The 26,595-nt window shown below is 64.6% G+C and carries 23 protein-coding genes and 1 pseudogene; 10 read left to right on the plus strand and 14 right to left on the minus strand.

Features of this window, described 5'->3' with window-relative positions:
• Window positions 1–4 precede the first annotated feature (4 nt).
• The 8 genes from paaA to BJ6T_RS33130 form a co-directional block, all read right to left on the minus strand.
• Window positions 5–997 carry a 1,2-phenylacetyl-CoA epoxidase subunit PaaA gene (paaA, locus tag BJ6T_RS33095; RefSeq protein WP_014496930.1) on the minus strand — a complete coding sequence of 331 codons (993 nt, stop codon included), beginning with the start codon at window positions 995–997 and terminating at the stop codon, window positions 5–7.
• 75 nt (window positions 998–1,072) lie between these two features.
• The gene (gene paaX / locus BJ6T_RS33100; RefSeq protein WP_028169753.1) at window positions 1,073–1,939 is read right to left on the minus strand and encodes a phenylacetic acid degradation operon negative regulatory protein PaaX; all 867 of its coding nucleotides are present in this window, start codon (window positions 1,937–1,939) and stop codon (window positions 1,073–1,075) included.
• A 235-nt stretch (window positions 1,940–2,174) separates the two neighbouring features.
• Window positions 2,175–2,945 (minus strand): esterase/lipase family protein, encoded by a 771-nt coding sequence (locus tag BJ6T_RS33105; protein WP_014496932.1) that lies wholly within the window; start codon window positions 2,943–2,945, stop codon window positions 2,175–2,177.
• Window positions 2,946–3,146: 201 nt separating this feature from the next.
• The gene (locus tag BJ6T_RS33110; RefSeq protein WP_028169754.1) at window positions 3,147–4,433 is read right to left on the minus strand and encodes a DUF445 domain-containing protein; all 1,287 of its coding nucleotides are present in this window, start codon (window positions 4,431–4,433) and stop codon (window positions 3,147–3,149) included.
• A 159-nt stretch (window positions 4,434–4,592) separates the two neighbouring features.
• A complete protein-coding gene (locus tag BJ6T_RS33115; protein WP_014496934.1) occupies window positions 4,593–5,048 on the minus strand; it encodes a phasin in 456 nt (151 codons plus the stop codon).
• A 241-nt stretch (window positions 5,049–5,289) separates the two neighbouring features.
• On the minus strand, window positions 5,290–5,883 hold the full coding sequence (locus tag BJ6T_RS33120) for a GNAT family N-acetyltransferase (protein ID WP_014496935.1): 594 nt from the start codon (window positions 5,881–5,883) through the stop codon (window positions 5,290–5,292).
• Complete coding sequence (locus tag BJ6T_RS33125; RefSeq protein WP_014496936.1) at window positions 5,880–6,962, minus strand: alpha/beta fold hydrolase; 1,083 nt, start codon at window positions 6,960–6,962, stop codon at window positions 5,880–5,882. Before BJ6T_RS33125 ends, BJ6T_RS33120 begins: the two co-directional genes overlap by 4 nt.
• Window positions 6,959–7,342 (minus strand): hypothetical protein, encoded by a 384-nt coding sequence (locus tag BJ6T_RS33130; protein ID WP_014496937.1) that lies wholly within the window; start codon window positions 7,340–7,342, stop codon window positions 6,959–6,961. Before BJ6T_RS33130 ends, BJ6T_RS33125 begins: the two co-directional genes overlap by 4 nt.
• Window positions 7,343–7,510: 168 nt before the next feature.
• Here BJ6T_RS33130 and BJ6T_RS33135 point away from each other — a divergent pair, with 168 nt between their 5' ends.
• Window positions 7,511–8,425 carry an alpha/beta fold hydrolase gene (locus BJ6T_RS33135; protein WP_014496938.1) on the plus strand — a complete coding sequence of 305 codons (915 nt, stop codon included), beginning with the start codon at window positions 7,511–7,513 and terminating at the stop codon, window positions 8,423–8,425.
• Window positions 8,426–8,549: 124 nt separating this feature from the next.
• On the plus strand, window positions 8,550–8,972 hold the full coding sequence (locus BJ6T_RS33140; protein ID WP_014496939.1) for a nuclear transport factor 2 family protein: 423 nt from the start codon (window positions 8,550–8,552) through the stop codon (window positions 8,970–8,972).
• 141 nt (window positions 8,973–9,113) lie between these two features.
• On the opposite strand, the gene BJ6T_RS33145 is transcribed toward BJ6T_RS33140, so the two are convergent.
• The 6 genes and pseudogenes from BJ6T_RS33145 to BJ6T_RS33170 form a co-directional block, all read right to left on the minus strand.
• Window positions 9,114–9,788, minus strand: a complete 675-nt coding sequence (locus tag BJ6T_RS33145; protein WP_014496940.1) for a spermidine synthase — start codon at window positions 9,786–9,788, stop codon at window positions 9,114–9,116.
• Window positions 9,789–9,818: 30 nt separating this feature from the next.
• Window positions 9,819–13,055, minus strand: coding sequence for a bifunctional cytochrome P450/NADPH--P450 reductase (locus BJ6T_RS33150; protein ID WP_014496941.1), 3,237 nt, complete (start codon window positions 13,053–13,055; stop codon window positions 9,819–9,821).
• A gap of 132 nt (window positions 13,056–13,187) precedes the next feature.
• Complete coding sequence (locus tag BJ6T_RS33155) at window positions 13,188–14,183, minus strand: alpha/beta fold hydrolase (RefSeq protein WP_014496942.1); 996 nt, start codon at window positions 14,181–14,183, stop codon at window positions 13,188–13,190.
• A 10-nt stretch (window positions 14,184–14,193) separates the two neighbouring features.
• Entirely contained in the window at window positions 14,194–15,744 is a 1,551-nt protein-coding gene (locus BJ6T_RS33160; protein ID WP_014496943.1) for a WS/DGAT/MGAT family O-acyltransferase, read from the minus strand.
• 46 nt (window positions 15,745–15,790) lie between these two features.
• On the minus strand, window positions 15,791–16,591 hold the full coding sequence (locus BJ6T_RS33165; RefSeq protein ID WP_014496944.1) for an esterase/lipase family protein: 801 nt from the start codon (window positions 16,589–16,591) through the stop codon (window positions 15,791–15,793).
• A pseudogene (locus tag BJ6T_RS33170) lies at window positions 16,592–16,848 on the minus strand (DUF6489 family protein).
• A gap of 357 nt (window positions 16,849–17,205) precedes the next feature.
• Here BJ6T_RS33170 and BJ6T_RS33175 point away from each other — a divergent pair.
• The 8 genes from BJ6T_RS33175 (at window position 17,206) to BJ6T_RS33210 (ending at window position 26,443) form a co-directional block, all read left to right on the plus strand.
• Window positions 17,206–18,807 (plus strand): ABC transporter substrate-binding protein, encoded by a 1,602-nt coding sequence (locus tag BJ6T_RS33175; RefSeq protein WP_014496946.1) that lies wholly within the window; start codon window positions 17,206–17,208, stop codon window positions 18,805–18,807.
• Window positions 18,808–18,909: 102 nt separating this feature from the next.
• Complete coding sequence (locus BJ6T_RS33180; protein WP_014496947.1) at window positions 18,910–19,890, plus strand: ABC transporter permease; 981 nt, start codon at window positions 18,910–18,912, stop codon at window positions 19,888–19,890.
• 2 nt (window positions 19,891–19,892) lie between these two features.
• The gene (locus BJ6T_RS33185; protein WP_014496948.1) at window positions 19,893–20,858 is read left to right on the plus strand and encodes an ABC transporter permease; all 966 of its coding nucleotides are present in this window, start codon (window positions 19,893–19,895) and stop codon (window positions 20,856–20,858) included.
• A 13-nt stretch (window positions 20,859–20,871) separates the two neighbouring features.
• Window positions 20,872–21,858 carry an ABC transporter ATP-binding protein gene (locus BJ6T_RS33190; protein WP_014496949.1) on the plus strand — a complete coding sequence of 329 codons (987 nt, stop codon included), beginning with the start codon at window positions 20,872–20,874 and terminating at the stop codon, window positions 21,856–21,858.
• Window positions 21,855–22,844 (plus strand): ABC transporter ATP-binding protein, encoded by a 990-nt coding sequence (locus BJ6T_RS33195; RefSeq protein ID WP_014496950.1) that lies wholly within the window; start codon window positions 21,855–21,857, stop codon window positions 22,842–22,844. Before BJ6T_RS33190 ends, BJ6T_RS33195 begins: the two co-directional genes overlap by 4 nt.
• A gap of 87 nt (window positions 22,845–22,931) precedes the next feature.
• A complete protein-coding gene (locus BJ6T_RS33200) occupies window positions 22,932–24,737 on the plus strand; it encodes a gamma-glutamyltransferase family protein (protein ID WP_014496951.1) in 1,806 nt (601 codons plus the stop codon).
• Between the two features lie 9 nt (window positions 24,738–24,746).
• Window positions 24,747–25,457: a DUF1028 domain-containing protein gene (locus BJ6T_RS33205; RefSeq protein WP_014496952.1), complete on the plus strand. Its 711-nt coding sequence runs from the start codon at window positions 24,747–24,749 to the stop codon at window positions 25,455–25,457.
• Window positions 25,454–26,443 (plus strand): ABC transporter ATP-binding protein, encoded by a 990-nt coding sequence (locus BJ6T_RS33210; RefSeq protein WP_014496953.1) that lies wholly within the window; start codon window positions 25,454–25,456, stop codon window positions 26,441–26,443. Before BJ6T_RS33205 ends, BJ6T_RS33210 begins: the two co-directional genes overlap by 4 nt.
• The last annotated feature ends 152 nt before the right edge of the window (window positions 26,444–26,595 follow it).

The following is a 26,595-nucleotide window of genomic DNA, read 5'->3' on the forward strand; positions in this document are numbered from 1 at the left end:
CTCCTTATTCCGCGGCTTGTGCGGTCTGACGCTGCGCGCGCTTTGCGGCATAGCCAGCTGCCGCCTCACGCACCCAGGCGCCCTCATCGTGCGCCTTGCGACGCGCGGCGAGCCGATCGCGGTTGCACGGGCCGTTGCCGGCGAGCACCTGCTTGAATTCGGTCCAGTCGATCTCGCTGTAGCGCCAGTGCCCTTCGGCGTCCTGCGTCATGCCGGGATCGGGAATGGTGAGGCCGAGATATTGCGCCTGCGGCACGGTGGCATCGACGAACTTCTGGCGCAGCTCGTCATTGGAGAAGCGCTTGATCTTCCACTTCGTCGACGTGTCGCTGTGCTGGCTCGTCGCATCGGGCGGACCGAACATCATCAGCACCGGCCACCACCAGCGGTTCAGCGCATCCTGCGCCATCGCCTTCTGCTCATCCGATCCGCGGCACAGCGTCAGCATGATCTCGTAGCCCTGGCGCTGGTGGAAGGACTCCTCCTTGCAGACGCGGATCATCGCGCGCGCATACGGGCCGTAGGAGCAGCGGCACAGCGGGATCTGGTTCATGATCGCGGCGCCGTCGACCAGCCAGCCGATGGTGCCGATATCGGCCCAGGTCAGCGTCGGATAGTTGAAGATCGAGGAATATTTGGCCTTGCCGGCAAGCATGGCGTCGACAAGCTCTTCGCGCGACGTGCCGAGCGTCTCGGCGGCGGCATAGAGATAGAGCCCGTGGCCGCACTCGTCCTGCACCTTGGCGAGCAGCGCGGCCTTGCGGCGCAGGGTCGGCGCGCGCGTGATCCAGTTGCCCTCAGGCAGCATGCCGACGATTTCGGAATGGGCGTGCTGGGAGATTTGGCGGGTGAGCGTCTTGCGATAGGCCGCCGGCATCCAGTCGTTCGGCTCGATGCGTTCCTCCGCATCGATGCGGGCCTGGAACTGAGCAGCCTTGGCCGCGTCCTCGAGACCGCGATCGTCGGTCTCGGCCGCGTTCAGCGCCTGGGTATACATGCGCATCCTCCCGTTTATTGGGAGGCAATATATAACAAAAATTACTTCATGCAAGATATTTCTGTAACATATAAATCAGGCCTCGAACCTCCGCTCCAGGAGCTTTCGAGCCGGCGGCAGTGGCCCCTTCTCATTGGTTCCATGGCTATCAAGCCATTGTTCCGACGGCACAAGCAGCGCGCGATAGACCTCGCCGCAGAGCTCACGTGCCGCCCTGCCAGGCCAGTCGCCGGGCAGCAGACTCTCGGGCAGCAGCGGATCGCGCAGCACGACGCGGCGGTAGTAGTGGATCAGGAGGATGCGTGCGGTGAAGGCGTCGGTCTCTGACAGGTCCGTGCCGCGGGCGATCGCGGTGCGGAGCGGCTCAAAGGTTTTCATGAATTTCAGATAGGCGTCAGCGGTGCGGTCCAGCGGCCAGCTCGCGCTGAGCAGACGGCGGCCGCTGTCATCCTCAGCCGAGACTTCAAGACGGATCGCCCCGGCAGCCTCGTCGGGCACCGGCACGCCTGATGGCGCGACCCACACGCCGGGCAGCGGACTGCCGAAGCCGGCGTTGCGCAGCGCTTCGCGCGAGACGTCGCGATCCTCGCCATTGCCGATCAGGAGCAGCTCGAAGCGCCCGGTCCAGTCCGGCGATGGCGGATCGTAGATGTGGCGCGTGGCGGCCTCGAAGGTCTGACTTCCCTTGTCGGCCAGGCGATAAAAACTGTTACGGCCAAGCTTTTCGCGCATCAGCCAGCCGTCGGCAGCAAGGCGCGACATCGCGGTGCGCACCACGCCGGCATCGATGTCCAGACTCTCGAAGAACTCCAACAGCGTGCCAAGCCACACCGAGCCGCCGCGCGGCACGATGGCGTCGCCGAACACGGTGATGACGATGGAGCCCGTGCGTGACGGCTCACGCTTGAGCTGGTCGATGATGCGGGACAATGGATGCGCCATGCGCGAGGCATAGCGCGTTTGGTGCGGGCGCGACAATGGACGGGAGCGACGCTCTTACTCTCCCTCTCCCCGTTCTTACGGGGGCGCGACGAGCTTCGCTCGCGGCTGAGAGGGTCGGGGTGAGGGACTGTATCCGCAAACTCAGTGACAAATGGACTCGCGGAGAGTCCCCCCTCACCCGCCACGCTTCGCGTGTCGGCCTCTCCCCGCACGCGGGGAGAGGCGAAGGAAGCAACTACCTGTGCGGATCGGGATAGACCATGCTGCGCCAGCCGCTGCGGTCGAACGGCCGCCACTGGCCTTCCTTCTGCGCGAGGCGGTCGGCGACCGCATAGACGGCGGCGGGATGATGGCCCATGCCGCAATGGCTGCTCTCGACCTCGATGCTCTCGGTCTGCGCGCCCGTCTTCTCCATACAGCCCTGCCAGGCGCAGACGCCGTCGGTGCGGCTGAAGATGGCGGTGGTCGGCACCGGCGGCGGGACGGCGAGCTCGCCGCCGAACTGCGGATCGACCTCGTCGGACTTCCGCCCGCTCGCCCATTCATAGACGCGCCAGGCATTGGTCGAACGGGGATCGCCCGCGAAGGGGCTGCCGAGCGTGATCACCTGGCGCACGCGCGCCGGCATCATCTTGGCGAGCTGGCGCGCATAGAGGCCGCCGAGGCTCCAGCCGACCAGGCTGATCTTGCGGCCATGCTTGTCGCTGAGCTCCTGCACGAGATCGACCATCGCATGCTGCACGCCCTCGCGCAGGCCGTAGTTGCGGCCCTGGCGCCAGCCGCTCGCCGCGTAGCCCTTGCTGGTCAGGAACGAACGCAGCGCGCGCGTCGACGCGTCCGAGGCCACAAGGCCCGGGAACACCAGCACAGGATGCCCATCGCCGCGGGGCGCGAGGCTCAGCAGCGGTAGCGCGCCGAGGAATGCGCCGAACTCGTGGATCGCACGGCCTTCCAGGAACATCAGGGTACGGGACGGCGGACGCAGCGTCTGGGCAGTAGCGGTCATCAATGGTCCCCTGGGCAGAATTGCTGAAAAAGCTACCGGTTGCGATGCCGGCAAATGGGTACGAATTCCAACAGTCCGGCTTCTTGAACGTTCCGCAACGCAGCATGAATCAGCTAGGCGGCCGGTTCCGGACATTCAAGCGGGTGAAGCCCAGGGCGACAATAGGCTCGCACGTGAATGCCAGCGTCCGTGACGCAAAAGTCACAACCATCGAAGCAGGAATTCTACGGAGTAGAGCGCAAGGCCTGCGAGCCCGCCGATCAGCGAACCGTTGAAGCGGATGTATTGCAGGTCGCGGCCGATGTTGATTTCAATCAGCGAAATCAGCTGCGCCATATCCCACGCCTTGACCTGGTCGGAAATGAAGGTCGAGACGCCGCTCTTCTGATCCGCAACGAAGCTGCGCAGCACCGCCACCAGACCCTTGTTGATCTCGCCGCGGAGCTCGGCATCGCCGGCGAGCGCCTCGCCCGCGGCGACGAACATGCCGGCAAGATGATGCTGCAGCACCTGCGTCTCGCCACTCGCGCTGCGCTCGATGAAGGAGCGCGTGTTGGCCCAGACGGTGCGGGCGAGATCGGCAAGCTCGGGCCGGGCGAGCAGATCGCGCTTCAATCCGTCGATACGATCGATATAGGCCCGATCGCTGCCGAGCCGATCGACGAAGCTCAGCACCATGCGATCGAATTCGCCGCGAAACGGATGTTTGGGATCGCTGCGCACCTCGTTGAAGAAGGCAGTGGCGGACGCCACGATCTTGTTCACCAGAAACTTGTCGGCGCGATAGAGCCTGAGCAGGGTCGGCAACTCCGCGCGCACCTTCTCGCGGATCATCGCCATCGTCTCGGTCTGGTTCAGTGTCTCGTGCATCACGCGCAGGAGATCATCGAACAGGATCTGATGCCGCCCCTCCGCGACGAAGCCGCGCAGCGTGCCGGCCGCGAGCGGCGCAAGGTCGATCGCCTGGAGCTGCGAGGACATGCGGCGAATGATGAAGGTCATCAGACCCGAGCTTTCCGTCGCGGAGACGGCCTCCGGCAGCAGGCGCAGCGCGAAACGCGCGAGATCATCGCTGCGCTTGCGATCGCGCAGCCAGTCGGCGACGAAAGAGCCGAAATCGATCTCCCTCAGCTTGGCCTCGACCGGGCCGGCCTCGAGGAAATGCACCTGGATGAACTCGCCGAGCTTGTCGGCGATGCGGGCCTGATTGCTCTGGATGATCGCGGTGTGCGGGATCGGCAGGCCGAGCGGCCGCTTGAACAGCGCGACCACCGCGTACCAGTCGGCGAGCCCGCCGATTGTCGCAGCTTCCGCGAAGGCCGCGATGAAGCCGAACACGGGATGCACTGGCAGAAGCCATTTTGCGACGACGAACAGCGCAAGCGTCGAGGCCAGCACCAGCGTCGCCAGTGCTTTGACGCGGCGAAGCTCCGCCGCGCGTTCGGCGTCGCCGGGGCTGTCGAAGGAGAAGGTGGCGGGCGGGGTCATCACTGCATCACCCTACTCGTCATTGCGAGCGAAGCGAAGCAATCCAGAGTCTTTCCACGGAGACGGACTGGATGCTTCGCTTCGTTCGCAATGACGGCAGCACAAAAACAAAGGCCCGCCGAAGCGGGCCTCAAATTCAGTTGTACTCAGGATGCCGTATCAAGCGGTCTTGGTGTAGACCTTGGCAAAATTGTCCTGAGCGGACTTCGCACCGTTGGCAGCGAGCTTGCCGACATAGTCGGCGGTCGCCTTGGCGCGCGAGACGAAGACTTCGCCGCGGGCGCGGAGCAGGCTCGACTGGATCTCGACGGCTTCGCTGATCGACTTCGCGGACGCGAGCTTGTCGATGCCCGAGAAGAACGCCTCGGCGTCCTCGTAGATCGCCTGCTGGATGTTGCGGCTGATCTTGCCGGCCTCGGTGACGGACTCGGTCACCGCGTTCTCGACGGCGGCGGTCACGCGCTCGGAGCCAGCGAACACCTCGGCAGCACGGTCCTTGGCGGTGTTGGCGGTCTTCTTGACGAACTCGCGGGCGGCCTCGGGAACTTCCAGGTTCTGGATGTTCTTGAAAGCGTCCTTGAAGCCCTCGAAGGCAGTATTGGTTTCGGTGGTCATGGGGTCCTCTCCATCCTCATTGGGTTGAGCTATGGGCTCACCCCGTCCTCATTGGCCCGGGGCACGGCTTATATGACATAATTAATGGTGCGATGCAATATTCTTATTGCACTGCAGTATCACGAAATCGTGAACAGCCTCAACGGGAGGCAATCTGGCGCCTCCCTGACCGGACGGGTCCAGGAGAACGAGCCGGCCGCCCCTAACGCTGGACGGCGCTTTTAGTGCTGGACGGCGCTTTTTAGTGCTGGACGGCGCCTGGCAACCCATAGGCTTCCATCTGGGCCTGCACCTGCGCAATATTGTGCCCGAGCACGACGATGTCGTGGGTCTTGCCGTCGACGTCCCGGACATGATCCCGCAGCAGCGCCTCGGCCTTGAAGCCGAGGCTCTCGAACAGGGCGATCGCCGCCTGCTGGTCGACCGTCATCTGGACCGAAAGCTTTTCCAGGCCGGCGCCGAGCGCGAGCGCAAAGGTCTCCTGCGACAGCGCGCGCCCGACCCCCTTCCCGCGCACGTCGAGGGAAACAACCATCCGGATCTCGCCGACATGGGGCGACCAGGAATGCGGATCGCGCACCAGCGTGCCGCAACCGACGACCTTGCCGTCCCTCACCGCGAGCAGGCTGCTAATCGCGCCGCGCTCGATCTCCTTGACCCAGGCCGAGAGCACTTTCGGCTCGCTGATGTTGCGCGGCAGGAACAACAGATCATGGGTCGGCAGGCCCTTGCCGAAGGCCAGCATCGCGGCCTCGTCCGCAGGCGACATCAGGCGAATCTCGATATCGCCGGCGTCGGTCTTGACGTGACGCGGATAGGAACGCTGCTCACTCATGTCGATCTCTTCCCCAGCCAGGAGTCCAGTTTCGGCCACAGCCGCTTCACCGCGTTGGCGCCGGCGACCAGCGAGACGTGACCGCCCTTCAGCATCACCTCTTCCTTGTCCCCGGACCCGATCTTGGCGATCAGGTGCTTTGCGGCGTCATAGGGCACGATGTGATCGTGCTCGGCGACCGCGTGCAGGAACGGCACCCTGATGTCTTCGAGCTTCGCCGCACGGCCGCCGACCGACATGGTGTCGTTGAACAGCTTGTTGTCCCACATCAGATCCTTGGTGATGGCGCGGAAATACTCGCCCGCAAGCGGCAGCGTGTCGGTCGCCCAGCGGTCGAACATCCGGTACGACTTCACGAACTCGTCGTTCCAGATGTTTTCCCAAAGCTGGATCTGGCTCACCGTGCGCGAGGCCGGGCGCAGCATCTCGAACGAGGACAGGATCATCTCCGGCGGCACGTTGCCGACGCTGTCGACGAGACGGTCGACGTCGAAATAGCGGCGGTCGGAGAAATTCGAGAACAGCTTCATCTCGCGAAAGTCGATCGGCGTGGTGAAGCAGATCAGGTTCTTCATCGGCCCGTCCTTGTGGATCGAGCCGTAGAGCAGCGACAGCACGCCGCCGAAGCAATAGCCGATCACCGAGACGTCCTGCTCGCCGGAATCCGCCTGCACGCGGCGGACGCAGTCCGGGATGAAGTCGAGGACATAGTCCTCCATCCGCAGGCTCTTCTCCTCCGGCCGCGGCGCGCTCCAGTCCAGCATGTAGACGTCGTAGCCGCGCTTGAGCAGGAATTCGATAAAACTCTGGCCGGGCACGAGATCGAGGATATAGCCGCGATTGGTGGTCGCCATCACGATCAAGACCGGCACACGGTAGATCTCGTCGGACATCGGACGGTAGTGATAGAGGCTCATGGTGCCGCGCGAATGCAGCACGTCCTTCGGAGTCGAGCCGAGAGAAGGGCCCGAAGTCGAGAAATATTCGACGCCCTTGATGCTGCGCTGGATGGCGCGCTGCACCTCCGACTGGATGCGATCCGGGATCGATGCAAAATCTAGTCCGGTGGCTGCATTCATGTTTGTCCTCCGTTCTCGGAGGGCGGACGCTTCGTCCGCGGCGGTTTCGGCGCCCCGTCGAAGCCTTGCGATATCCCTGAACTCGCCGCTATCTGGCTCAGCATCGACTTCATCTCGCCGATCTGGGCTTCGATCGACTGAAGCCGCTCCGCAAGGCCAGTGACCTGATCGCGGCTGGGCAGGTTCATGGAGACCAGATATTTTTCCATGAGCTCGCCGAGTTGCTTCTGAGCACCTGCAGCAACTCCTCCCGCGCGGTTCATCGCCTGTGAAAACTCAGGCGACGACATGGCCTGGTTGGCGAAGGAGTTGAACCCCTTCTCCATCTCACCCATCATCTTCTGCCATATGGCGACCGGGTCATTGGTCTTGTCGGTCATCGGCGTCCTCCTGATATCGAGAGCTGCGATGCCCTTCTTTTTTCGCCATACCACACCGTTGCGAGGGAGCGGTCAACCGCCAACCAGCGGGTGCGTTAATGCGCGCGCCGCTTCTTTGCGGCGGGAAACCGTGCGATACAGCATCGATCAGCAGGAGGGAACGCGCCCGTGACCACCCATCAGCCGCCCCAGACCATCCGCGCCAACGGCATCGACATCTGCTACGAGATCTTCGGCAACGACAATGCCGAGCCGCTGCTGCTGATCATGGGGCTCGGGGCGCAGATGATCCACTGGGACGATGCGTTCTGCGAGCAGCTCGCCGTGCACGGCTTTCGCGTGATCCGCTTCGACAACCGTGACATCGGCAAGTCGAGCCATCTGACGGGCGGCAAACGCCTGACGCCGCTCGAGCTGTTGAAGCTGCGCTTGCTCAGGATTCCCGTCGCCGCGACCTACAAGCTGATCGACATGGCGAAGGACACGGTCGGCCTGATGGATGCGCTCGGCATCAAGTCGGCGCATCTGGTCGGCGCCTCGATGGGCGGCATGATCGCCCAGGAGGTGACGCTGTCGTTTCCCGAGCGTGTGCGCTCGCTGACCTCGATCATGTCGACGACAGGCAATCCGCGTGTGCCGCCGCCGACACGCGAGGCCGCCGCGATGCTGATGGCACCGCCGCCGCGCAGCAAGGAGGAGTTCATCGTCCGCTTCGGCGAGACCTGGAAGGTGCTGCGCGCCGGGTCCTTTCCGGAAGAGGAAGCGCTCGACCCTGATCGTGCCGAGCGCGTGTTCGCACGCGGGCTCAATCCAGCCGGCGTCGGCCGGCAGCTCCGCGCCGTACTCGCCTCCGGCAGCCGCAAGGAGCGGCTGCATGGCGTGAAGACACCAACGCTGGTCATTCACGGCACCGTCGATCCGCTGGTCCGTCCCGAAGGCGGCAAGGACACCGCAGAGTCGATTCCCGGCGCAAAGCTGTTGATGATCGATGGCATGGGCCATGCGCTGCCAATGCGCTTCTGGCCCGACATCATCCGCGCCATCGACAAGCACGCGCATGGCGCGGCGGCGCAGGCGGCGTAAACGCGACCGGTCTCCTCGCGGTGACCATGTGAGCTTCCGGTTACTCTCTTAACGCAAGCCGGCGCGAAAGCTATACAGGCCTCCCTCAATCGAGAGACAGAGGCTGCGGCCTCTCGGAGCTCACATGCCTCTCATCGTCCGGTCCGTCGCAATGATTGCGGCTTCCATTCTCATGCTGTCCCTTGGCAACGGCGCTGCGCTGGCCGCCGGCGCGCGGGAAGAAGCCAACCGCGCCGCCGTGCTGGCCTTCTACGAGAAGGGCCTCAACCAGAAGGACGCCGACGCCGCCCTCGCCTATGTCGGCAACCGTTATGTCCAGCACAATCCGAACGCGCCCGATGGTCCGGACGGCCTTCGCAGGTTCATCGGCTTCCTGCGCGAAAAGTTTCCGAACTCGCACAGCGAGATCAAGCGCTCGTTCGTCGACGGCGACTTTGTCATCCTGCACGTTCGCGCCGTCCGCGAGCCCGGCAGCAGGGGCCGCGCGATCGTGGATATCTTCAAGCTGGAAAACGGCAAGATCGTCGAACACTGGGACGTCGTTTAGGACATCCCGGAAAATCCGGCGAACAACAATACGATGTTTTAGAGCCGTAGCCCGGATGGAGCGCAGCGTAATCCGGGACCACTCTTTGCGGATCGACCGCCCCAGACTTCGCTTCGCTCCATCCGGGCTACAAATCGCCGCCTAGCTCTTCCGCGCAATCCAGATCACATGGCGCGCGCCGCCGCCTCTGCCGGTGGCGCGAATATTGACTTCGTTCACATCGAAGCCGGCGCTGCCGAGGCGCTTGGTGAAGGCCGGATTTGGTCCCGACGACCAGACGGCCAGCACGCCGCCCGGCCGCAGCGCCACCTTCGCCGCCTTCAACCCGCTCGCATTGTAGAGTGCGTCATTGCCCTTCCGGGTCAGCCCCTCCGGCCCGTTGTCGACGTCGAGGAGAATGGCGTCGAAGGCCGACCGCTGCGCGCGGATGATCGCGCCGACGTCGGTCTCCCGGATCTTCACCCTGGCATCGTCGAGGCTGTCGCCGAAGACCTCCGCCATCGGGCCGCGCGCCCAGGCGACCACCGCCGGCACGAGCTCGGAGACCACGATCTTCGCCTTGCTCCCGAGCACAGCGAGCGCCGCACGCAGCGTAAAGCCCATGCCGAGGCCACCGATGAGGACAACGGGTTTGGCGACCGTCTCGATCTGCTTCGCCGCCAGCGTCGCAAGCGCGGCCTCAGAGCCCGACAGGCGGTTGTTCATCAGCTCGTTGGTGCCGAGCTTGATGGAGAACTCCTTGCCGCGCCGCATCAGGCGGAGCTCCTCGTCGGAGCCGGGGATTTTTGCGGTGTCGATCTTTTCCCAGGGAATCATGCGAGAGCTTTAGCACGATCGGACGAACAATCACCCTCCTGCCCAGACGTCCAGCACATACCGGTTCTTCGCGCCCATCTCCTCGATCCAGCGCGCAGCCGCGGCGGCGTCGCTGCCGCTCTTCTCGCGATGGATCGCAACGAGAGCGGCCTTCACGTCGGGCTCCATCTTGCCGCCATCGCCGCAGACATAGATGATGGCGCCCTGCTCGATCAGCGGCCAGACCCTGTCCTTCTGTGCGGCAAGCATGTGCTGCACATAGGTCTTCGGTCCATCTGCACGCGAGAATGCCGTGAAGAGCTCGGTGATGCCGCTTGCCGCCAGCCCCTTCAACTCCTCCGCGTAGAGAAAATCCTGGTCGGGATGGCGGCAGCCGAAGAACAGCATGGCCGGACCGAGGGCGGCGCCTTTCGCCTTGCGCGCGGCGCGCTCCTGGAGAAAGCCGCGGAACGGCGCAAGCCCCGTGCCCGGGCCGATCATGATGATCGGCACCGATGACTCATCCGGGAGCCGGAAGCCGGCCTTGGTCTCGCGCACAGTGGCATAGATCGCATCGCCCGCACGTCGGTTGGAGAGATAGTTCGAGCAGATGCCCTTGTAGGTGCCGCGGCCGGAAGCAGCCGGCCCTTCGACCACGCCGACCGTGACGCTGCACCGCGCCGGGTCGACCGACGGCGAAGAGGAGATCGAGTAATAGCGCGGTGCCAGCAGCGAGAGCATTTCCAGATAAACGTGGAACGGCAACTCGCAGGCCGGATATTCGAGCAACATGTCGAATACCGATTTGCGCCTTGCCAGAATCTCGGTGCGATAACGCTCGAGCGGCTCGGCTTCCTCGCCAACGAAGGCCAGCAGCTTCGGCTTGGTGACCGGGCAGCGGGTGTGCTCGGCCATGATCTGGATCTGCTTCCGTGTCGCCACCTGCTGCAACTCGACGAACTCGCTGAGCAGACGTCCGACCGAAACGGCATCGCCGACCGGCAGCTGCGCGCGCCGGCCTTCAGCGACCTGAAGCCTGATCTGGTCGGCCGGCAGGAAGCCGAAGCGGCGGGCAACCGAATCCACCAGCGTCGGATCGTTGCGCGGAACGACGCTTAAGTGATCGCCCACGCGATAGGTGATGTTGGACGGCAGCTGCACCTCGATATGGCGCGTTGAACGCTCCGACGGATTGGCGCCGAACTTGTTCTGGAGCTCGTCATTGACCAGCACCTTCATCGCGACAGCACCGCCCTGCGCGACGATGGTGTTGACGGCGGTTACTGCCACAGGCTCGATCGCATAGAGCGGATCGTCCTCCGCGGTACGGGTGAAATTCCAGTCGATGCCGAATTCCTTGGTCGCGACTTGCGCAGCCGCCGGGAACCATTTCTGGAACTGGCCGTCGAGATCGCTGCGCGCATCGCCTTCGCCGCGCGGATAGACCGCGCGTGCACCGTGCTTCGACAATTGCTCGTCGATGAAGCGCGGCACCGATTGATAGGTCGCCGCCCAATCGCTGTTGCCGCAGCCGAACACGGCGTAGCGCACATTGGCAAAGGCATCCTCAGGCAGATCGTCGCCGAGCCATTTGACGAATTGCGTCGCGTTGTCAGGCGGCGCGCCGTTATAGGAGGCGCAGATGATCAGCACGCCGCCCTCGTGCGGCAGCTTGCCGACGTAATCGTCGAGCGGCCCGAGATGCACGGCAAAGCCGTTGATCTCGGCAAGGTCGGCCATGCGCGTCGCGAGTTCCTCGGCCGTGCCGAGGTTGGAGCCGTAAAGCACCAGCATCGGCGTATTGTGGCCCGGCCGCGTCGTCGGCTTACGAGGCGCCCGCGGCCCCGAGGACGCGACAGCGACAGGGCCGCCATAGGCGCCGCGCTCGCGATCGGCGCGCGGACGTACCTTGATCTTGAAGCCTTCGGGCTTCATGGTCAGCGTTTCTTTCAGATGCATCTGATAGCGCTGGTGGTCGATCAGCTTGAAGCGCTGGAGGACCATGCCGAGCGCGAGCGCGGCCTCGTGCATCGCGAAGCCGCGTCCGATGCAGGCGCGCTGGCCGTTGCCGAACGGCTTCCAGGCATTGATCGGCCGCTTGGCCTCCGCCTCGCGGCTGAAATTCTCGGGATTGAACGCGTCGGGATTTGGACCCCAGACCGAGGGATCGCGATGCAGCGCCGTCACCAGGATGGTGATGAAGGTGCCCTTCCTGAGCCTGTAGTTGCCGCCGCCGATGGTCTCGTCGTTCAGCGGCGAGATGCCATAGGCCGGCGCCGGCGGCCACAGCCGCAGGGCTTCCTTGAGGATCTGCGTGATGTAGGTGAGCTGCGTCACCTGCTGGTAGGTCGGCTTCGCGTTGACGTCGGGGCCGAAGACGCGGTCGACCTCGTCATAGGCCTTCTTGAGAATGTCCGGGTGCTTGAGCAGAGCGTAGAGCGTGTAGGACAGCAGGCCGCTGGTGGTCTCATGCCCCGCGATCAGGAACGTGTTGATCTGGTAGCGGATGTTGATGTCGTCAAGCTGCTCCCCGGTCGAGCGGTCGACGCCGGTCATCATCGCGGCGAGCATGTCCTTCTTGTCGTCGACCCCTTCGGCGCTCTTGCGGCGCTCGGCGATGATCTCGTCGACCATCTTGTTCATGAAGGCGACGTCTTCAGCGAGCGTCTTGCGCCGCTTCTGCATCCAGAGCTGTTCGAACGGCAGGCCGCGCGTCATCATGATGGTTTCGAGCGAGCGCACCAGCGACTCGACGAAGGGATGGTAGTCGCGCCGATAGAAGGAATTGAAGCGGTACTCGAAGCCGCACAGGCCGATCGTGTCCAGCGTCAGCGCGGTCATGTCATGGACGACGTCGATCTCGTCGTCGGCGTTGAGCCGTTCCCATTTGTTGACGAGCTGCTCGGCGATATCGACCATGCTCGGGTGATAGGACTGCATGGCGCGGTTGCCGAACGGCTGAAGCAGGATGTTGTGCGCCTTGCTCCAGTTCGGCTCCCTGGTGTCGGCCGTGAACAGGCCGTCGCCGCCGACCGCGCGCACGCGGCGCAGCGCACCGCGCACCGTCTTGTCGAAGCGCTTCTCATCGGAGAGCTCGTCGACGAGATCGTGGCCGGAGACGACGACGATCGGCGAGCCCATCATGTCGAGCCAGAAGATCGGCCCGAGCTCCTTGGCAAGCCGGGTCAGGTGCTGCACCGGCGCGGCCGAATCCAGCGACAGCATGTTGCCGACCACCGGCTTGGTCGGCGGCTGCGGAATTGGGTCCAGACGGTTCTTGGATGACATTGAAATGTAGTCCCCCCTGCCTCAATGTCGTCGTTGCGAGCGAAGCGAAGCAATCCAGAATATATCCGCGGAGGCAGTCTGGATTGCTTCGTCGCTTCGCTCCTCGCAATGACGAGTTCGCAACGACGAGCGCTAGCCAAACCGCTTTCTACGCCATTCGATCAGCTTGGCGCTGACCTCTTCCGGCTTCTCCTGCTGCGTCCAATGGCCGCTGTCGCGAACCAGATATTTTTCGAGATCGGGAATCAGCTTGTCCATGCCATCGGCGGAAGACGGCGGCAACACCGCGTCGTTTTCGGCCATGATCATCAGCGACGGCACGCGCACCGTATGATCGAGCCCTTCGGCGCGCGTCCAGTTGCGCGACATGTTGCGGTACCAGTTGATGCCGCCGGTGAAGCCCGTTCTGGTGAAATTGTCGACGAACACTTTTTTCTCTTCCGGCGACAGGATCGGCGTGCGCGGATCGTGCTTCGCGTCGTAAGCCGCAATCATCTGCGGAAACGCCAGATTGACCCGCGGCGAAGCGCCCACGCCGGCAATCACTTCCTCTGCCGGCGCATCGGGCGGGCGCGGCGCCGGCTTGCGCATGAACGCATCGAATGTCTGCTCGACGCGACTGCCGAAGATCCTGTCGGGTTCGTGCGCCGGATCCTGGAACTGCACGATGTACATCTTGTCGCCGAAGCGAGCGCGCAGCAGCTCGATCGGATCGGCCCAGGCACGGTTGGTATGAGGCGTGTTGATGCCGACCACCCCCGCAACCCGGTCGATGTGCCGCAGCGGCATCTGCCAGACGATGAAGCCGCCCCAGTCGTGACCGACGAAGATGGCCTTATCGATCTGGAGATGATCGAGGAGCCCGACGAGGTCGCCGGTCAGATGTTCGATGTCGTAGGCCTCGACCGGCTCGGGCCGGTCGGTCGCGCCATAGCCGCGCTGGTCCGGCGCGATCACCCGGATGCCGGCCTCGCTCAGCGCCTTGATCTGGTGACGCCAGGAGAAGGCGAGTTCAGGCCAGCCGTGGCACAGCACGATCGGCGGCTTGTCGCTGACCGGGCCCGCCTCGTAGTAGCCCATGCGGATTCCGTTCGTCTGCACGAACTTGAGCGGTGGCATTTCAATCATGGCAATATTCCTACTCTGCGGCGCCCTTGACGTCGGCCGCCGGCGGCGCGTAGGCCGCCTCCAGCGCGGCGAACTCCTCCGGCAACATGTCGCACATCACCTGCACGTGCGGAATGATGTTGGCGCCGACGATGAAGCCGAAGTCGAGCTGGTCGCGATAGCTCTGCACGGTGATGTTGAGCGCCTGTCCATGCGTCGAGATCGACACCGGGAAGATGTGCAACAGTTCCGCGCCGGCGGCATAGAGCGTCTGACGCGGGCCCGGCACGTTGGACACCGTGATGTTGGCCGCCGGCGGCAGCACGTCCGACAGGTTCGAGCGGCTGTAGAGCAGCGCCAGAACCTGCACCATCATCGGCGCACCCAGCATCGAGATGTTGGAAATCTGCGGCATCAGGGCCCGCAACGGATGCGACATCTCCTTGGACTTGGTCGACTGCGCGATGATCGCCTCCAGCCGCGCCTTGGGATCGTCGATATTGGTCGCGATCGAGCAGATCATGCCGAACACCTGGTTGTTGGCCTCGGTGTTGCCTTCCTCGCGCAGTGAGATCGGCACGGCGGCGGTCAGCGATTTCGCCGGCAGCGTGCCATATTGCTGGAGGTAGCGCCGGACCACGCCGGAGGCGAGCGCCAGCACCACGTCGTTGAGCTTGCCGCCGGCCTGCTTGGCGAGCGCCTTTGAACGCGACAGCGAGATCGAGACGCCGGCAAAGCTGCGTTCCGAGGAAATCGTCTTGTTCAGCATGGTCGGCGGCGACACCATGCTGGCGAGGCTCTCCCGGGACTTCGGATCGGAGATCTTGCCGAGCACGTCGGAGACGCTCTTGACCATGGTCGGGATGTTGCCGGCGAAGCGCACCGCACTCTCGATCTGGTACATCGCATTGTCGAACAGGATCGAGCCGATGTCGCTCTTGCCCGTGCGCGGCAGTTGCAGGTTCTTCGCGGCCGCCGACGCATCGAGCGGCTGGGTGAAGAGCTGCTGATAGGAATCGAGCAGATTGGCGGCGATGTCGCGCGGCTCCTGTCCGGGCTTACTGCCCGCCGTCGGCGGATCGACCTTCCGGGGGATGGGCGAGATATCGTAGATCATGTTGGTCAGCGCCGCCCCGGCACCGCCGTCGATGGCGGCATGGTGCATCTTGGAATAGAGCCCGACCTCGTTGTCCTTCATGCCCTCGAACACGTAGAACTCCCAGAGCGGCCGGGCGCGGTTCAAGAGCTTGGCGTGCATCCAGCCGACGATGCGCTCGAGTGTGGCGCGGTCGCGCGGCTGCGGCAGGCTGGCGCGGAAGATGTGGCGGTCGATGTCGAACTGGTCGTCCTCGACCCAGGAGGGATGATCGATATCGAGTGGCGCCTTCTCCAGCCGCGCCTTCAGGATCGGCGCGATGTGCAGGCGCGAGACGATCATCGCCTTGAAGTCTTCGAAGAAGTCGCCCTTGTAGTCGTCAGGCAGGCGAAAGATCGCCATGCTGCCGACATGCATCGGCATCTCCGGCGTTTCCAGATAGAGAAATGATGCGTCCAGCGACGACAGCTTCTTACCGTCAGCCATAGTTCCCTCCGCTCGTTTTGACGGGCGCCTTTGCCGGCGCTTCTCGTCAGGCCGATACTGCCCGTTCCGGCGGGGCATATGCAATGGCAAACGGCCCTGCCCGGTCGAACGGCCAGAATTCCCCCTCCGGTTGCGCCAGGCGGTCCGCCACGGCCCACAGCGCCGCGGGGTTCACGCCGAGCCCGATATGGCTCGCCAGGAGCACCTCGATGTTCTCGGCGCGGTCGGAGGGACGCAACAAACAGGTTCGCCAGTTGACGACACCGTCGGCGCGCGAATAGATCGACGTCGCCGGCACCGGCAGATCGCCGGCGATCGCCTCGCGCATTTCGGCAAAATCCTCGACACGATCGCCGGACAACGCTTCGTACAGCCGCGTGGCGTTGGTCGCCCGCACGTCGTTGGCAAACGGGCTGCCGAGCGTGACGACGTAACGGACCATCTCGGGCGCCTGGAGCGCGAGATCGCGGGCATAGACGCCGCCGAGACTCCAACCGACCAGGCTGACCTTGCGTCCGCTCGTGGCGTGGATTTCGGCAAGGCGCCTGCGCAACGCTTCCCTCATCCGCTCCAGCCCACCGAGATTGCGCCCCATCCGCCAGGCATGCGCCTCATAGCCGAGCTCGCTGAGATAGCGCCGTATCGGCACCATCGAGAGATCGCTGGCAAGAAAGCCCGGCAGCGCCAGCACCGGATGGCCGTCGCCTCTGGGCGCGCGCATCAGGAGCGGCGACAGCATTACGCTGGCGTTGAATTCGAAAAGTCCACGGGCTTCGGCCAGCAACAGGCCGAGGCTCGGCGGACGAAGCCGGCCCGACGCCTGCGGCTCGTCCGGCCCGGGCGACATTTATTTCTTCTTGTCGCCGCTGCGCGGGCTGCCGAGACCGGCCATGGTGACGAACATGTCCTGAAACCGTTCGGCGATCTTGGGATCGAAGGTGAACCAGCTCTGGATCAGCGATTCCGGCGAGACTTTCTCGATGTTGCTCAGAACCTGCTGCTGCAGCTTGTCCATCACCGCCGTCTGCATCGGTGACACGTCCGGCAAACCGAAGAACTGGCGGGCCTCGAGGGGGTACAGTCGATTTCGATGTTAACTTTCATGTCCCCTCCAGATGAGATTCGAGCGGCTTGTCGCAGTATCGCCGCGAGAGGGCGTGCAACGCAAGCGACCTGAGGCAGGCCGCCGGGCACCGCCCTCGGACATGGTCAATCAAATCGCTCCGCCGGGCGGTCTGCTGGCCGTTTCCGCGTTTATTCCCCTCGCCGATCGAAAGTCGAATGTCGCCGGGATGCCTCTCACCCCTAAATTGCCGGTCAGTATTGCTGCACAGCGGCGCAACTTGGCGCGTTCCTTGCTGGAATGGCGCTTGCACGGGTCGAGAACTCTGGGCAACATGGATCGATCGGCCCCACCGAACAATCAAAAATGACGGTGCGGGCGAGTGGAGAGGGTCAAGAATGTCAGTCGGACGAAGTCTGTTTGCGGCGACGCTCGCCGGTGCGCTCGCGTTGGCGGTCTCGCCGGCGTCGAGCCAGACGCTGCGCTATGCCAACCAGGGAGAGCTCAAATCGCTCGACCCCTACACGCTCAACGAGTCGACCACCCACGCGCATCTCGGCCATGTGTATGAGGGCCTCGTTACACGCGACAAGGACCTGAAGATCATCCCGGCGCTCGCCGAAAGCTGGGAGACGCCGGAGCCGACGCGCTGGCGCTTTCATCTGCGCAAGGGCGTGAAATTCCACAATGGCGATCCCTTCACCGCGGATGACGTGGTGTTCTCGGCCGAGCGCGTGCGGGCCAAAGGCTCGAACCTGCTGAGCCGAATTCCGGCCGACGCCAAGGTCGTCAAGGTCGACGATTACACCGTCGACTTCATCCTCACTGCGCCCAATCCCATCCTGACGGCGCTGTGGGCGACCTGGTACATCATGGACAAGAAATGGGCAGAGGCGAACGATGCGGTGGCACCGACGCCGGCCGCCGCCACGACGCCGAGCTACGCCTCGCTCCATGAAAACGGCACCGGCCCCTTCATGATCGAGAGCCATCAGCCGGGCGTGAAGACCGTCTTCAAGGCCAATCCGAACTGGTGGCGCAAGCCAGAACATAATCTGAAGGAGATCATCTTCACGCCGATCGCATCGGAGGCGACGCGCGTCGCGGCCCTGCTGTCGGGCGAGGTGGACGTGATCGAACCGGTTCCGGTCCAGGACATCCAGCGCGTCAATTCGAGCCCGAACGCCACCGTGCTGACCGGACCTGAACTGCGCACCATCTTCGTCGGCATGGACCAGTCGCGCGACGAGCTGCTGTACTCGAACATCAAAGGCAAGAACCCGTTCAAGGACATCCGCGTCCGCGAAGCCGTCTACAAGACGATCGACGTCGACCTGATCAAGAACCGCGTCATGCGCGGCCTCTCGACACCGTCCGCTTTGATGATCGCACCGGAGCTCTATCCGCTGTCGAAGGACTTCACCCGACCGAAGCCCGATGCCGAGGCCGCCAAGAAGCTCCTGGCGGAAGCAGGCTATGCCGACGGCTTCGAGGTGACGATGGACTGCCCGAACGATCGCTACGTCAATGACGCCGCGATCTGCCAGGCTATCGTCGGCATGCTCGCCCGCATCAACATCAAGGTGAACCTGCTGGCGCAGCCCAAGGCGCAATACTTCGCCAAGGTGCTGAAGCCCGGTGGCTACAAGACCTCGTTCTTCATGCTGGGCTGGACCCCTGACACACTGGACTCCCACAACGTGATGCACGACATCATGGGGTGCCGCGAAGATCCCAAGGATCCCAACCGCGGCGAAGCCAATCTCGCCGGCTACTGCAACAAGCAGTTCGACGAGCTCGCCGACAAGGTGCTCCTCGAGCCTGATACAACCAAGCGCGATCAGTTGATCAAGCAGGCCTATGAGCTCGCGATCAAGGACTACGCCTACGTTCCGCTGCATCAGCAGGCGCTCGCCTGGGGCGTGTCGAAGAAGGTGAAGCTGACCCAGCGCGCCGACAACCAGGTCCTGCTCTATTGGGCGACCAAACAGGACGAGTAGGTTGTTGAGAAGTTGCGAAGTCCCGGAAGCCCAGGCTTCCGGGACTTGTTGTTTAGGGCTAACGCGATGATGCGTGCCGCTGAAAAGATGTGAAAGGAACAGATGCTCGCTTTCACACTGCGCCGGGCAATCCAGGCCATCGGTGTCATGATCGCCGTCGGGATCATCGCGTTCTCGATGTTCCGCTTCGCCGGCGATCCCGTGAACCAGATGGTCGGGATGGATACCTCCGGCGCCGAACGCGCTGCGATCCGCAAATCGCTCGGCCTCGACGATCCCGTGCTCGTGCAGTTCGGCCGCTATATGGGTAACGCCGCGCAATTCAAGTTCGGCGTGTCGTACCAGTTCCGCCTGCCCGTCACCAACCTGCTGATCGAGCGGATGCCGGCGACGCTGGAGCTCGCCATCGTTGCCACCATCTTCGCCATGGTCAGCGGCATCCTGATGGGCGTCTATTCCGCGCTGCGCCGCGACAGCTGGCTCGCGCATGTCTTCCAGGCCGTCTCGCTGATCGGTATTTCGCTGCCAACCTTCCTGATCGGCATCCTCCTGATCTACCTGTTTTCGGTGACGCTCGGCTGGCTGCCTTCGTTCGGCCGCGGCGATGTCGTGCGCATCGGCTGGTGGACGACGGGCCTATTGACGTTGTCAGGATTGAAGGCCCTGATCATGCCCTCGATCACGCTCGGCCTGTTCCAGATGACGCTGATCATGCGGCTGGTGCGGGCGGAGATGCTGGAGGTGATGCGCACCGACTATATCCGCTTTGCGCGGGCCCGCGGCCTCACCACCCGCGCCATCCATTTCGGCCACGCCCTGCGCAACACGCTGGTTCCCGTGATCACCGTGGCCGGCCTGCAATTTGGCTCGGTAATTGCATTCGCGATCATCACCGAAACCGTGTTCCAGTGGCCAGGCATGGGCCTCCTGTTCGTGCAGGCCGTTCAGAACGTCGATATCCCGATCATGGCGGCCTATCTGATGATGGTGTCCCTGATCTTCGTCACCATCAATCTCGTGGTTGATATCCTCTACACCATCGTCGATCCGCGGCTGCGCTCGACGGTCAGCCGGGCGCATTAGAGATGAGCGACGCCGTCGTTCCGCACAAAGTCGAAGGCCGCGGCGCACACGCTGCGCCGGGCTGGTTCAAACGAGCGCTCGACAGCGATCTGTTCTACTCGTTCCGCCGCTCCAAGATCACCATGGTTGCGGCTGCGGTGACACTGCTGTTCTTCCTGCTCGCGATCTTCGCCTCATTGCTGTCGGTGCAGAACCCGTTCGACCCGGCGCAGCTTCAACTGATGAATTCGCGTATCTCGCCGCTGTGGACCGCCGACGGCCAGAGCCCGTTCCTGCTCGGCACCGACGAGCAGGGCCGCGACGTGCTGTCCGCGATTCTCTACGGCATGCGCATCTCGCTCCTGGTCGGTGTGCTCGGCGTGGTGTTCTCCGGCGCGCTCGGCATCCTGCTCGGGCTCACGGCCGGCTATTTCGGCGGTGCCGTCGACGGCCTGATCATGCGCATCGCCGACGTGCAGCTCTCCTTTCCGGCGATCCTGATCGCGCTCCTGATCAACGGCATCGCCAAATCGGTGTTCGGCAACAAGCTCGACGAGATGAGCATGCTGGGCGTGCTGGTGTTCGCGATCGGCCTGAGCTTCTGGGTCCAGTACGCCCGCACGGTGCGCGGCTCGGTGATGGTCGAGAAGAACAAGGACTATGTCGCCGCGGCGCAGCTGATCGGCCTGCCTGCCCCCGTGATCATGTTGCGCCACGTGCTGCCGAACACGATGGGCCCGATCCTGGTCATCGCCACCATCAACCTCGCCCTCGCGATCATCACCGAAGCGACGCTGTCGTTCCTCGGCTCCGGCATGCCCGAGACCATGCCCTCGCTGGGCACGCTGATCCGCATCGGCAACAATTATCTGTTCGCGGGTGAGTGGTGGATCGTCGCCTTCCCCGGCATCGCGCTCGCTGTCCTGATCCTCTCCATCAACCTGCTCGGCGACTGGCTGCGCGACGCGCTGAACCCGAAGCTTCGATGAGTATGGGCCGCCCATGACCGAACCCGTTCTCTCCGTGCGCAATCTTCAGGTCGAGTTCGCCTCCCGCCGCGGCACGCTGCGCGCGATCGACGGCGTCTCGTTCGACATCGCCAAGGGCGAGGTGCTCGGCGTGGTCGGCGAATCCGGCGCCGGCAAGTCCGTCACCGGCCTGTCGGTGATCGGCCTGATCGATCCGCCCGGCCGCATCGCCGGCGGCGAGATTCGTCTCGCCGGCCTTCGCATCGACAATCTGCCCGCCGAGGAGATGCGCCGCATCCGGGGAAAACGGATCGGCATGATCTTCCAGGATCCCCTCACCTCGCTCAATCCGCTGTACCGCGTCGGCGATCAGATCATCGAGACGATCAAGACCCACCTGAGCCTGTCCGAAACGGCCGCCCGCCGCCGCGCCATCGACCTGCTCGCCGAGGTCGGCATTCCCGCGCCGGAAAAACGCATCGACGGCTATCCCCACGAATTCTCCGGCGGCATGCGCCAGCGCGTCGTGATTGCGCTCGCGATCTGCGCCGAGCCCGAGCTGATCATCGCGGACGAACCGACCACCGCGCTCGATGTCTCCGTACAGGCGCAGATCATCTCGCTGATCAAGCGGCTCGGGCGCGATCACGGCACCGCCGTGATGCTGGTGACCCACGACATGGGCGTGATCGCGGAGACCTCCGACCGCGTCGCGGTGATGTACGCCGGCCGCGTCGCCGAGATCGGCCCGGTACAGGACGTCGTCAGGAATCCGCTGCACCCTTACGCCAAGGGCCTGATGGGCGCGATTCCGACGCTTGCCGGGGACGAAAAGCGCCTGGTGCAGATCCCCGGCTCCATGCCGCGCCTGTCGGCGATCCCGCGCGGCTGCTCGTTCAATCCGCGCTGCGCCTTCGCCTTCGATCGCTGCCGGGTTGAACGGCCGGAGCCGCTATCGCGCGGCACACAATCCGTTGCCTGCCATCTCTACGACACCGTGCCTGCGGAGAGCGCGGCATGAGCACGCCTTTCGTCCAGGCCACGAATCTGCGCCGCGTCTTCGACGTCTCAAAACCCTGGCTCAACCGCGTGCTCGAAGGCGGACATCTCGAATATCTCAAGGCTGTCGATCACGTTAGCTTCGACATCAGGAAGGGCGAGACCTTTGCGCTGGTCGGCGAGTCCGGCTCGGGCAAGACCACCGTGGCGCGGATGGTCGTCGGCCTGCTGCCGCCAAGCTCCGGCAACGTGCTGATCGACGGCATCTCGATGACGGACCCGCGGCAGGCGCCGGCGCGCCGCAAACTGCGCCGCCGCATCCAGATGATCTTCCAGGACCCCTATGCGAGCCTGAACCCGCGCTTCCGGGTCGATGCCATCATCTCCGAGCCGATCCGTGCCTTCGACCTGATCCAGGGCGAGCGCGATATCCAGGCGCGCGTCGGCGAATTGCTCAGCCTTGTCGGCCTGCATCCCGACGACCGGTTGAAATTTCCACACGAGTTCTCCGGCGGCCAGCGCCAGCGCATCGCGATCGCGCGAGCGCTCGCCTCCGATGCGGAGTTCATCGTCTGCGACGAGCCGACTTCGGCGCTCGACGTCTCCGTGCAGGCGCAGATCCTGAACCTGATGCGCGACCTCCAGGACAAGTTCGGCCTGACCTACATGTTCATCAGCCACAACCTCGCCGTGGTCCGCCACATGGCGAGCCGCGTCGGCGTGATGTATCTCGGCCGCATCGTCGAGATCGCGGAGGGACGCGAGCTGTTCGCCCGACCGCGCATGCCCTACACCAAGATGTTGCTGGGCGCCGTGCCCGATCTCGCAATGTCAGGCCGCCAGCGCATTCCGGTGAAGGGCGAGATTCCGAACCCGATCAATCCGCCGCCCGGCTGCGCCTTCAATCCGCGCTGCCCGCTGGCATTCGACCTCTGCCGCAAGGAAGCCCCGGAACTGATCGCCGGCGTCGCCTGCCATGCGGTGAACACCGCGCCGGTCCCGGCGTGACGCGCGCGTGCCATGCGATCCACGCATTGGCGGCACGGCATTGCCTGTGATCAATTGCGCGCGCGAAAATTAAGGTAGCGAAATCCCATGGCCAGCAACGTCAATCCCGATCCCTTCACAACGCGCCCCGAGATCGAGGGCACGTTCGGGGTCGTCGCCGCCACGCACTGGATCGCGACCGCTGTCGGCATGGCCATGCTGGAAAAGGGCGGCAACGCCTTCGATGCCGGCGTCGCCACGGCGTTCACGCTCCAGATCGTGGAACCGCATTTGAACGGCCCGGGCGGAGACGTGCCCATCATCGTGCATGACGTCAAACGCGCACGCACCGAGGTGATCTGCGGTCAGGGCCCGGCGCCGGCGCGCGCCACCATCGCGCACTACAAGAGCGAAGGCCTCGACATGGTGCCCGGCACCGGCCTGCTCGCGGCCTGCGTCCCCGGCACGTTCGAATCCTGGATGATGCTGCTGCGCGACTACGGCACGATGCGCGTGCGCGACGTGCTGGAGCCCGCGATCTCCTATGCGCGCGACGGCTATCCACTGGTCGAGCGCGCCTGCGCCACGATCCAGACCGTCGAGCAGCTGTTCCGCAAGCATTGGCCGACCTCGGCCGCGGTCTATCTGCCCAATGGCGAAGTGCCGAAACCCGGCACGCTCTTCACCAACAAGACGCTGGCTGCGACCTACGCCCGCATTCTCAGCGAGGCCGAGAGCGGCGGCGGTGGCCGCGACGCCGAGATCGAGCGCGCGCGAAAGGCCTGGTCGCAAGGTTTCGTTGCGGAAGCCATCGACAGGTTCTGCCGCACCCAGGAGGTGATGGATGTCAGCGGCTCGCCGCATCGCGGCGTGCTCTCGGCCGACGACATGGCGCGCTGGCAGCCGACGATCGAGGCGCCGCTCACCTACGACTATGGCCGCTACACCGTCTGCAAGGCCGGCGTCTGGAGCCAGGGTCCGGTGACGCTCCAGCAGCTCGCGCTGCTCAAGGGCTTTGCGCTCGACGGGCTCGATCCGACCGGGCCGGAATTCATCCACCTCCAGATCGAATGCGCCAAGCTCGCCTTCGCCGACCGCGAAAAATTCTACGGCGATCCCAAGTTCAGCGAGATCCCGATCGCGACGCTGCTATCGGACGCCTATAACGACGAGCGCCGCAAGCTGGTGACCGAGAAAGCTTCGCTCGACCTTCGGCCCGGCACGGTCGAGGGTCTTGGCGGTGTGGTCAAGCTGCGCCGCGCCGAAGGACAGCGCGAGGCCGTCGGCGCACTCGGCGCCGGCGAACCAACCGTGGGCCGCTTCGGCGAGGTGCGCGGCGACACCGTGCATTTCGACATCATCGACAAGGCCGGCAACATGGTGTCGTCGACGCCGTCGGGCGGCTGGTTGCAATCCTCGCCGATCATCCCCGAACTCGGTTTTTGCCTCGGCAGCCGCGCACAAATGTTCGATCTGGAGGAGAACCAGCCGAGTTCGCTCGCGCCGGGCAAGCGGCCGCGCACGACGCTGTCCCCCACCATGGCGCTGCGCGACGGCGAGCCGTATCTGGCCTGGGGCTCGCCCGGCGGCGACCAGCAGGATCAGTGGATCACGCAGTTCTTCCTGCGCCACGTCCATTGCAACCTCAATCTCCAGGAAGCGATCGATGCGCCGGCCTGGCACTCCGAGCATTTCCCGATCTCGTTCTGGCCGCGCACCGCGCGCCCCGGCGTGCTCGTGGTCGAGAACCGCGTGCCGAAGGCGACGATCGAGAACCTTCGCGAGCGCGGGCACATTGTCGAGGTCGGCCCCGACTGGTCGGAAGGTCGCCTCACCGCGGCCTCGCGCGTCGGGGTGCGCCGCCGCGCTGCCGCCAACCCGCGCGGCATGCAGGGCTACGCCGCAGGGCGCTGAAGGCAGCACATGACCTGGTCGATCATCGCGCGCGATCCTGCCACCGGCCAGTTCGGCATCGCGGTAGCGACCCGCTTCTTCGCCGTCGGCGCGCGCGTGCCCTACATCGCGGCCGGTCTCGGCGCCATCGCGACCCAGGCCTTCGTCAATCCCTATTACGGCATCGACGGCGTCAAGCTGCTGCGCGAGGGGCTGAACGCGCATGACGTTCTCGCCACCCTGCTCGCGACCGACGACGGCCGCGAGAGCCGCCAGATCCACATCATGGACGCCAGCGGCGCGATCGCCGCGCATACCGGGCGCGACTGCGTCGACTGGTGCGGGCACATCGCCGGCAGCGGCTTCTCCATTGTCGGCAACATGCTGGCCGGCGCCGACGTGCTCGACGAGACCGCGAAGACCTATATCGCCAATGACAGTCTGCCCTTCCCGCGCCGCCTGCTTGCCGCCATGCGCGCAGGCGAGGCCGCCGGCGGCGACAAGCGCGGCAAGCAATCCGCTGCGCTCCTGATCCACGGCGAGGAGGAATGGCCGGCGCTGGACATTCGCGCCGACGATCATCCCGACCCGCTGGGCGAGCTCGAACGGCTGGAGCGCGTCAGTCAGGAACTCTGGGTGCATTTCCGCTCCTCCATGCCGACGCGGCAGAACCCCGCAGGCAACACCGATCGCACCGTCATCGACGCCAGCATCGCTGCGAGCCGAGCAAGGCAATCATGAGCGCAAGCCCTCTCATCGAGATCAAGGATCTGCGCATCCGCTTCCACGGTGACGACGGCCGCGTGACCCACGCCGTCGACAGCGTCGATCTAAGCGTCGCCAATGGCGCAACGCTCGGCCTCGTCGGCGAATCCGGTTGCGGCAAGAGCGTGACGTCACTGGCGATCATGGGACTGCTGCCAAAACAGAGTGCCGAGATATCCGGCGCAATCCGCTTCGACGGCTTCGACCTCCTGAAGACTCCTGACCAGACATTGCGCGACCTCCGCGGCAACCGGCTCGCGATGATTTTTCAGGAGCCTATGACGTCGCTCAATCCGAGCTTCACAATCGGCGACCAGATCGTCGAGACCATTCTGCGCCACCGCGGCGGCTCCCGGCGCAGCGCGCGCGAGCGGGCCATCGAGCTGCTGCGCCGCGTCCACATTCCCTCGCCCGAGCGGCGGATCGACGAATATCCGCACAAGCTCTCCGGCGGCATGCGCCAGCGCGTGATGATCGCGATGGCGCTGGCCTGCGATCCGCGGCTCCTGATCGCGGACGAGCCCACCACCGCGCTCGACGTCACCCTGCAGGCGCAGATTTTGGAGTTGATGCGCGAGCTGAAGGCAGCGAGCGGCGCCGCCATCATCCTGATCACCCACGATCTCGGTGTTGTCGCCGAAGTCTGCGACGAGGTCGCGGTGATGTATGCCGGCGAGATCGTCGAGCGCGCGCCGGTCGACGAGCTGTTCGCCATGCCGCAGCATCCCTACACCGTCGGCCTGCTGGGCTCGATCCCGCGCCTCGACCACCGCGCCGAGCAGCTTGCCACGATCGAAGGCATGGTGCCGAACATGGCGCAGCCGCCCGCCGGCTGCCGCTTCGCCGCGCGCTGCCCCTTCGTGCTGGACGCCTGCACCAAGGCGCCGCCACCGCTGGTGGAGGTCAGCCCCGATCACCTCTCGCGCTGCATCCGCGCACCGCTCGAACTCCTGGTGTCGTGATGGCCTCATTCTCTTCTCTCGTGCCCCGGGCGCAGCGCAGCACAAGCGAAGCGCAGTGGTGCGCGGCTGAACCGGGGCCCATGCGGCGACAGATCAGCGTCGCAACATTTCGCGTTGCGCCGCGCCCGGGACACGAGAGCAGGATTCGCGGG

The organism is Bradyrhizobium japonicum USDA 6 (assembly GCF_000284375.1).
Lineage (GTDB): Bacteria > Pseudomonadota > Alphaproteobacteria > Rhizobiales > Xanthobacteraceae > Bradyrhizobium > Bradyrhizobium japonicum.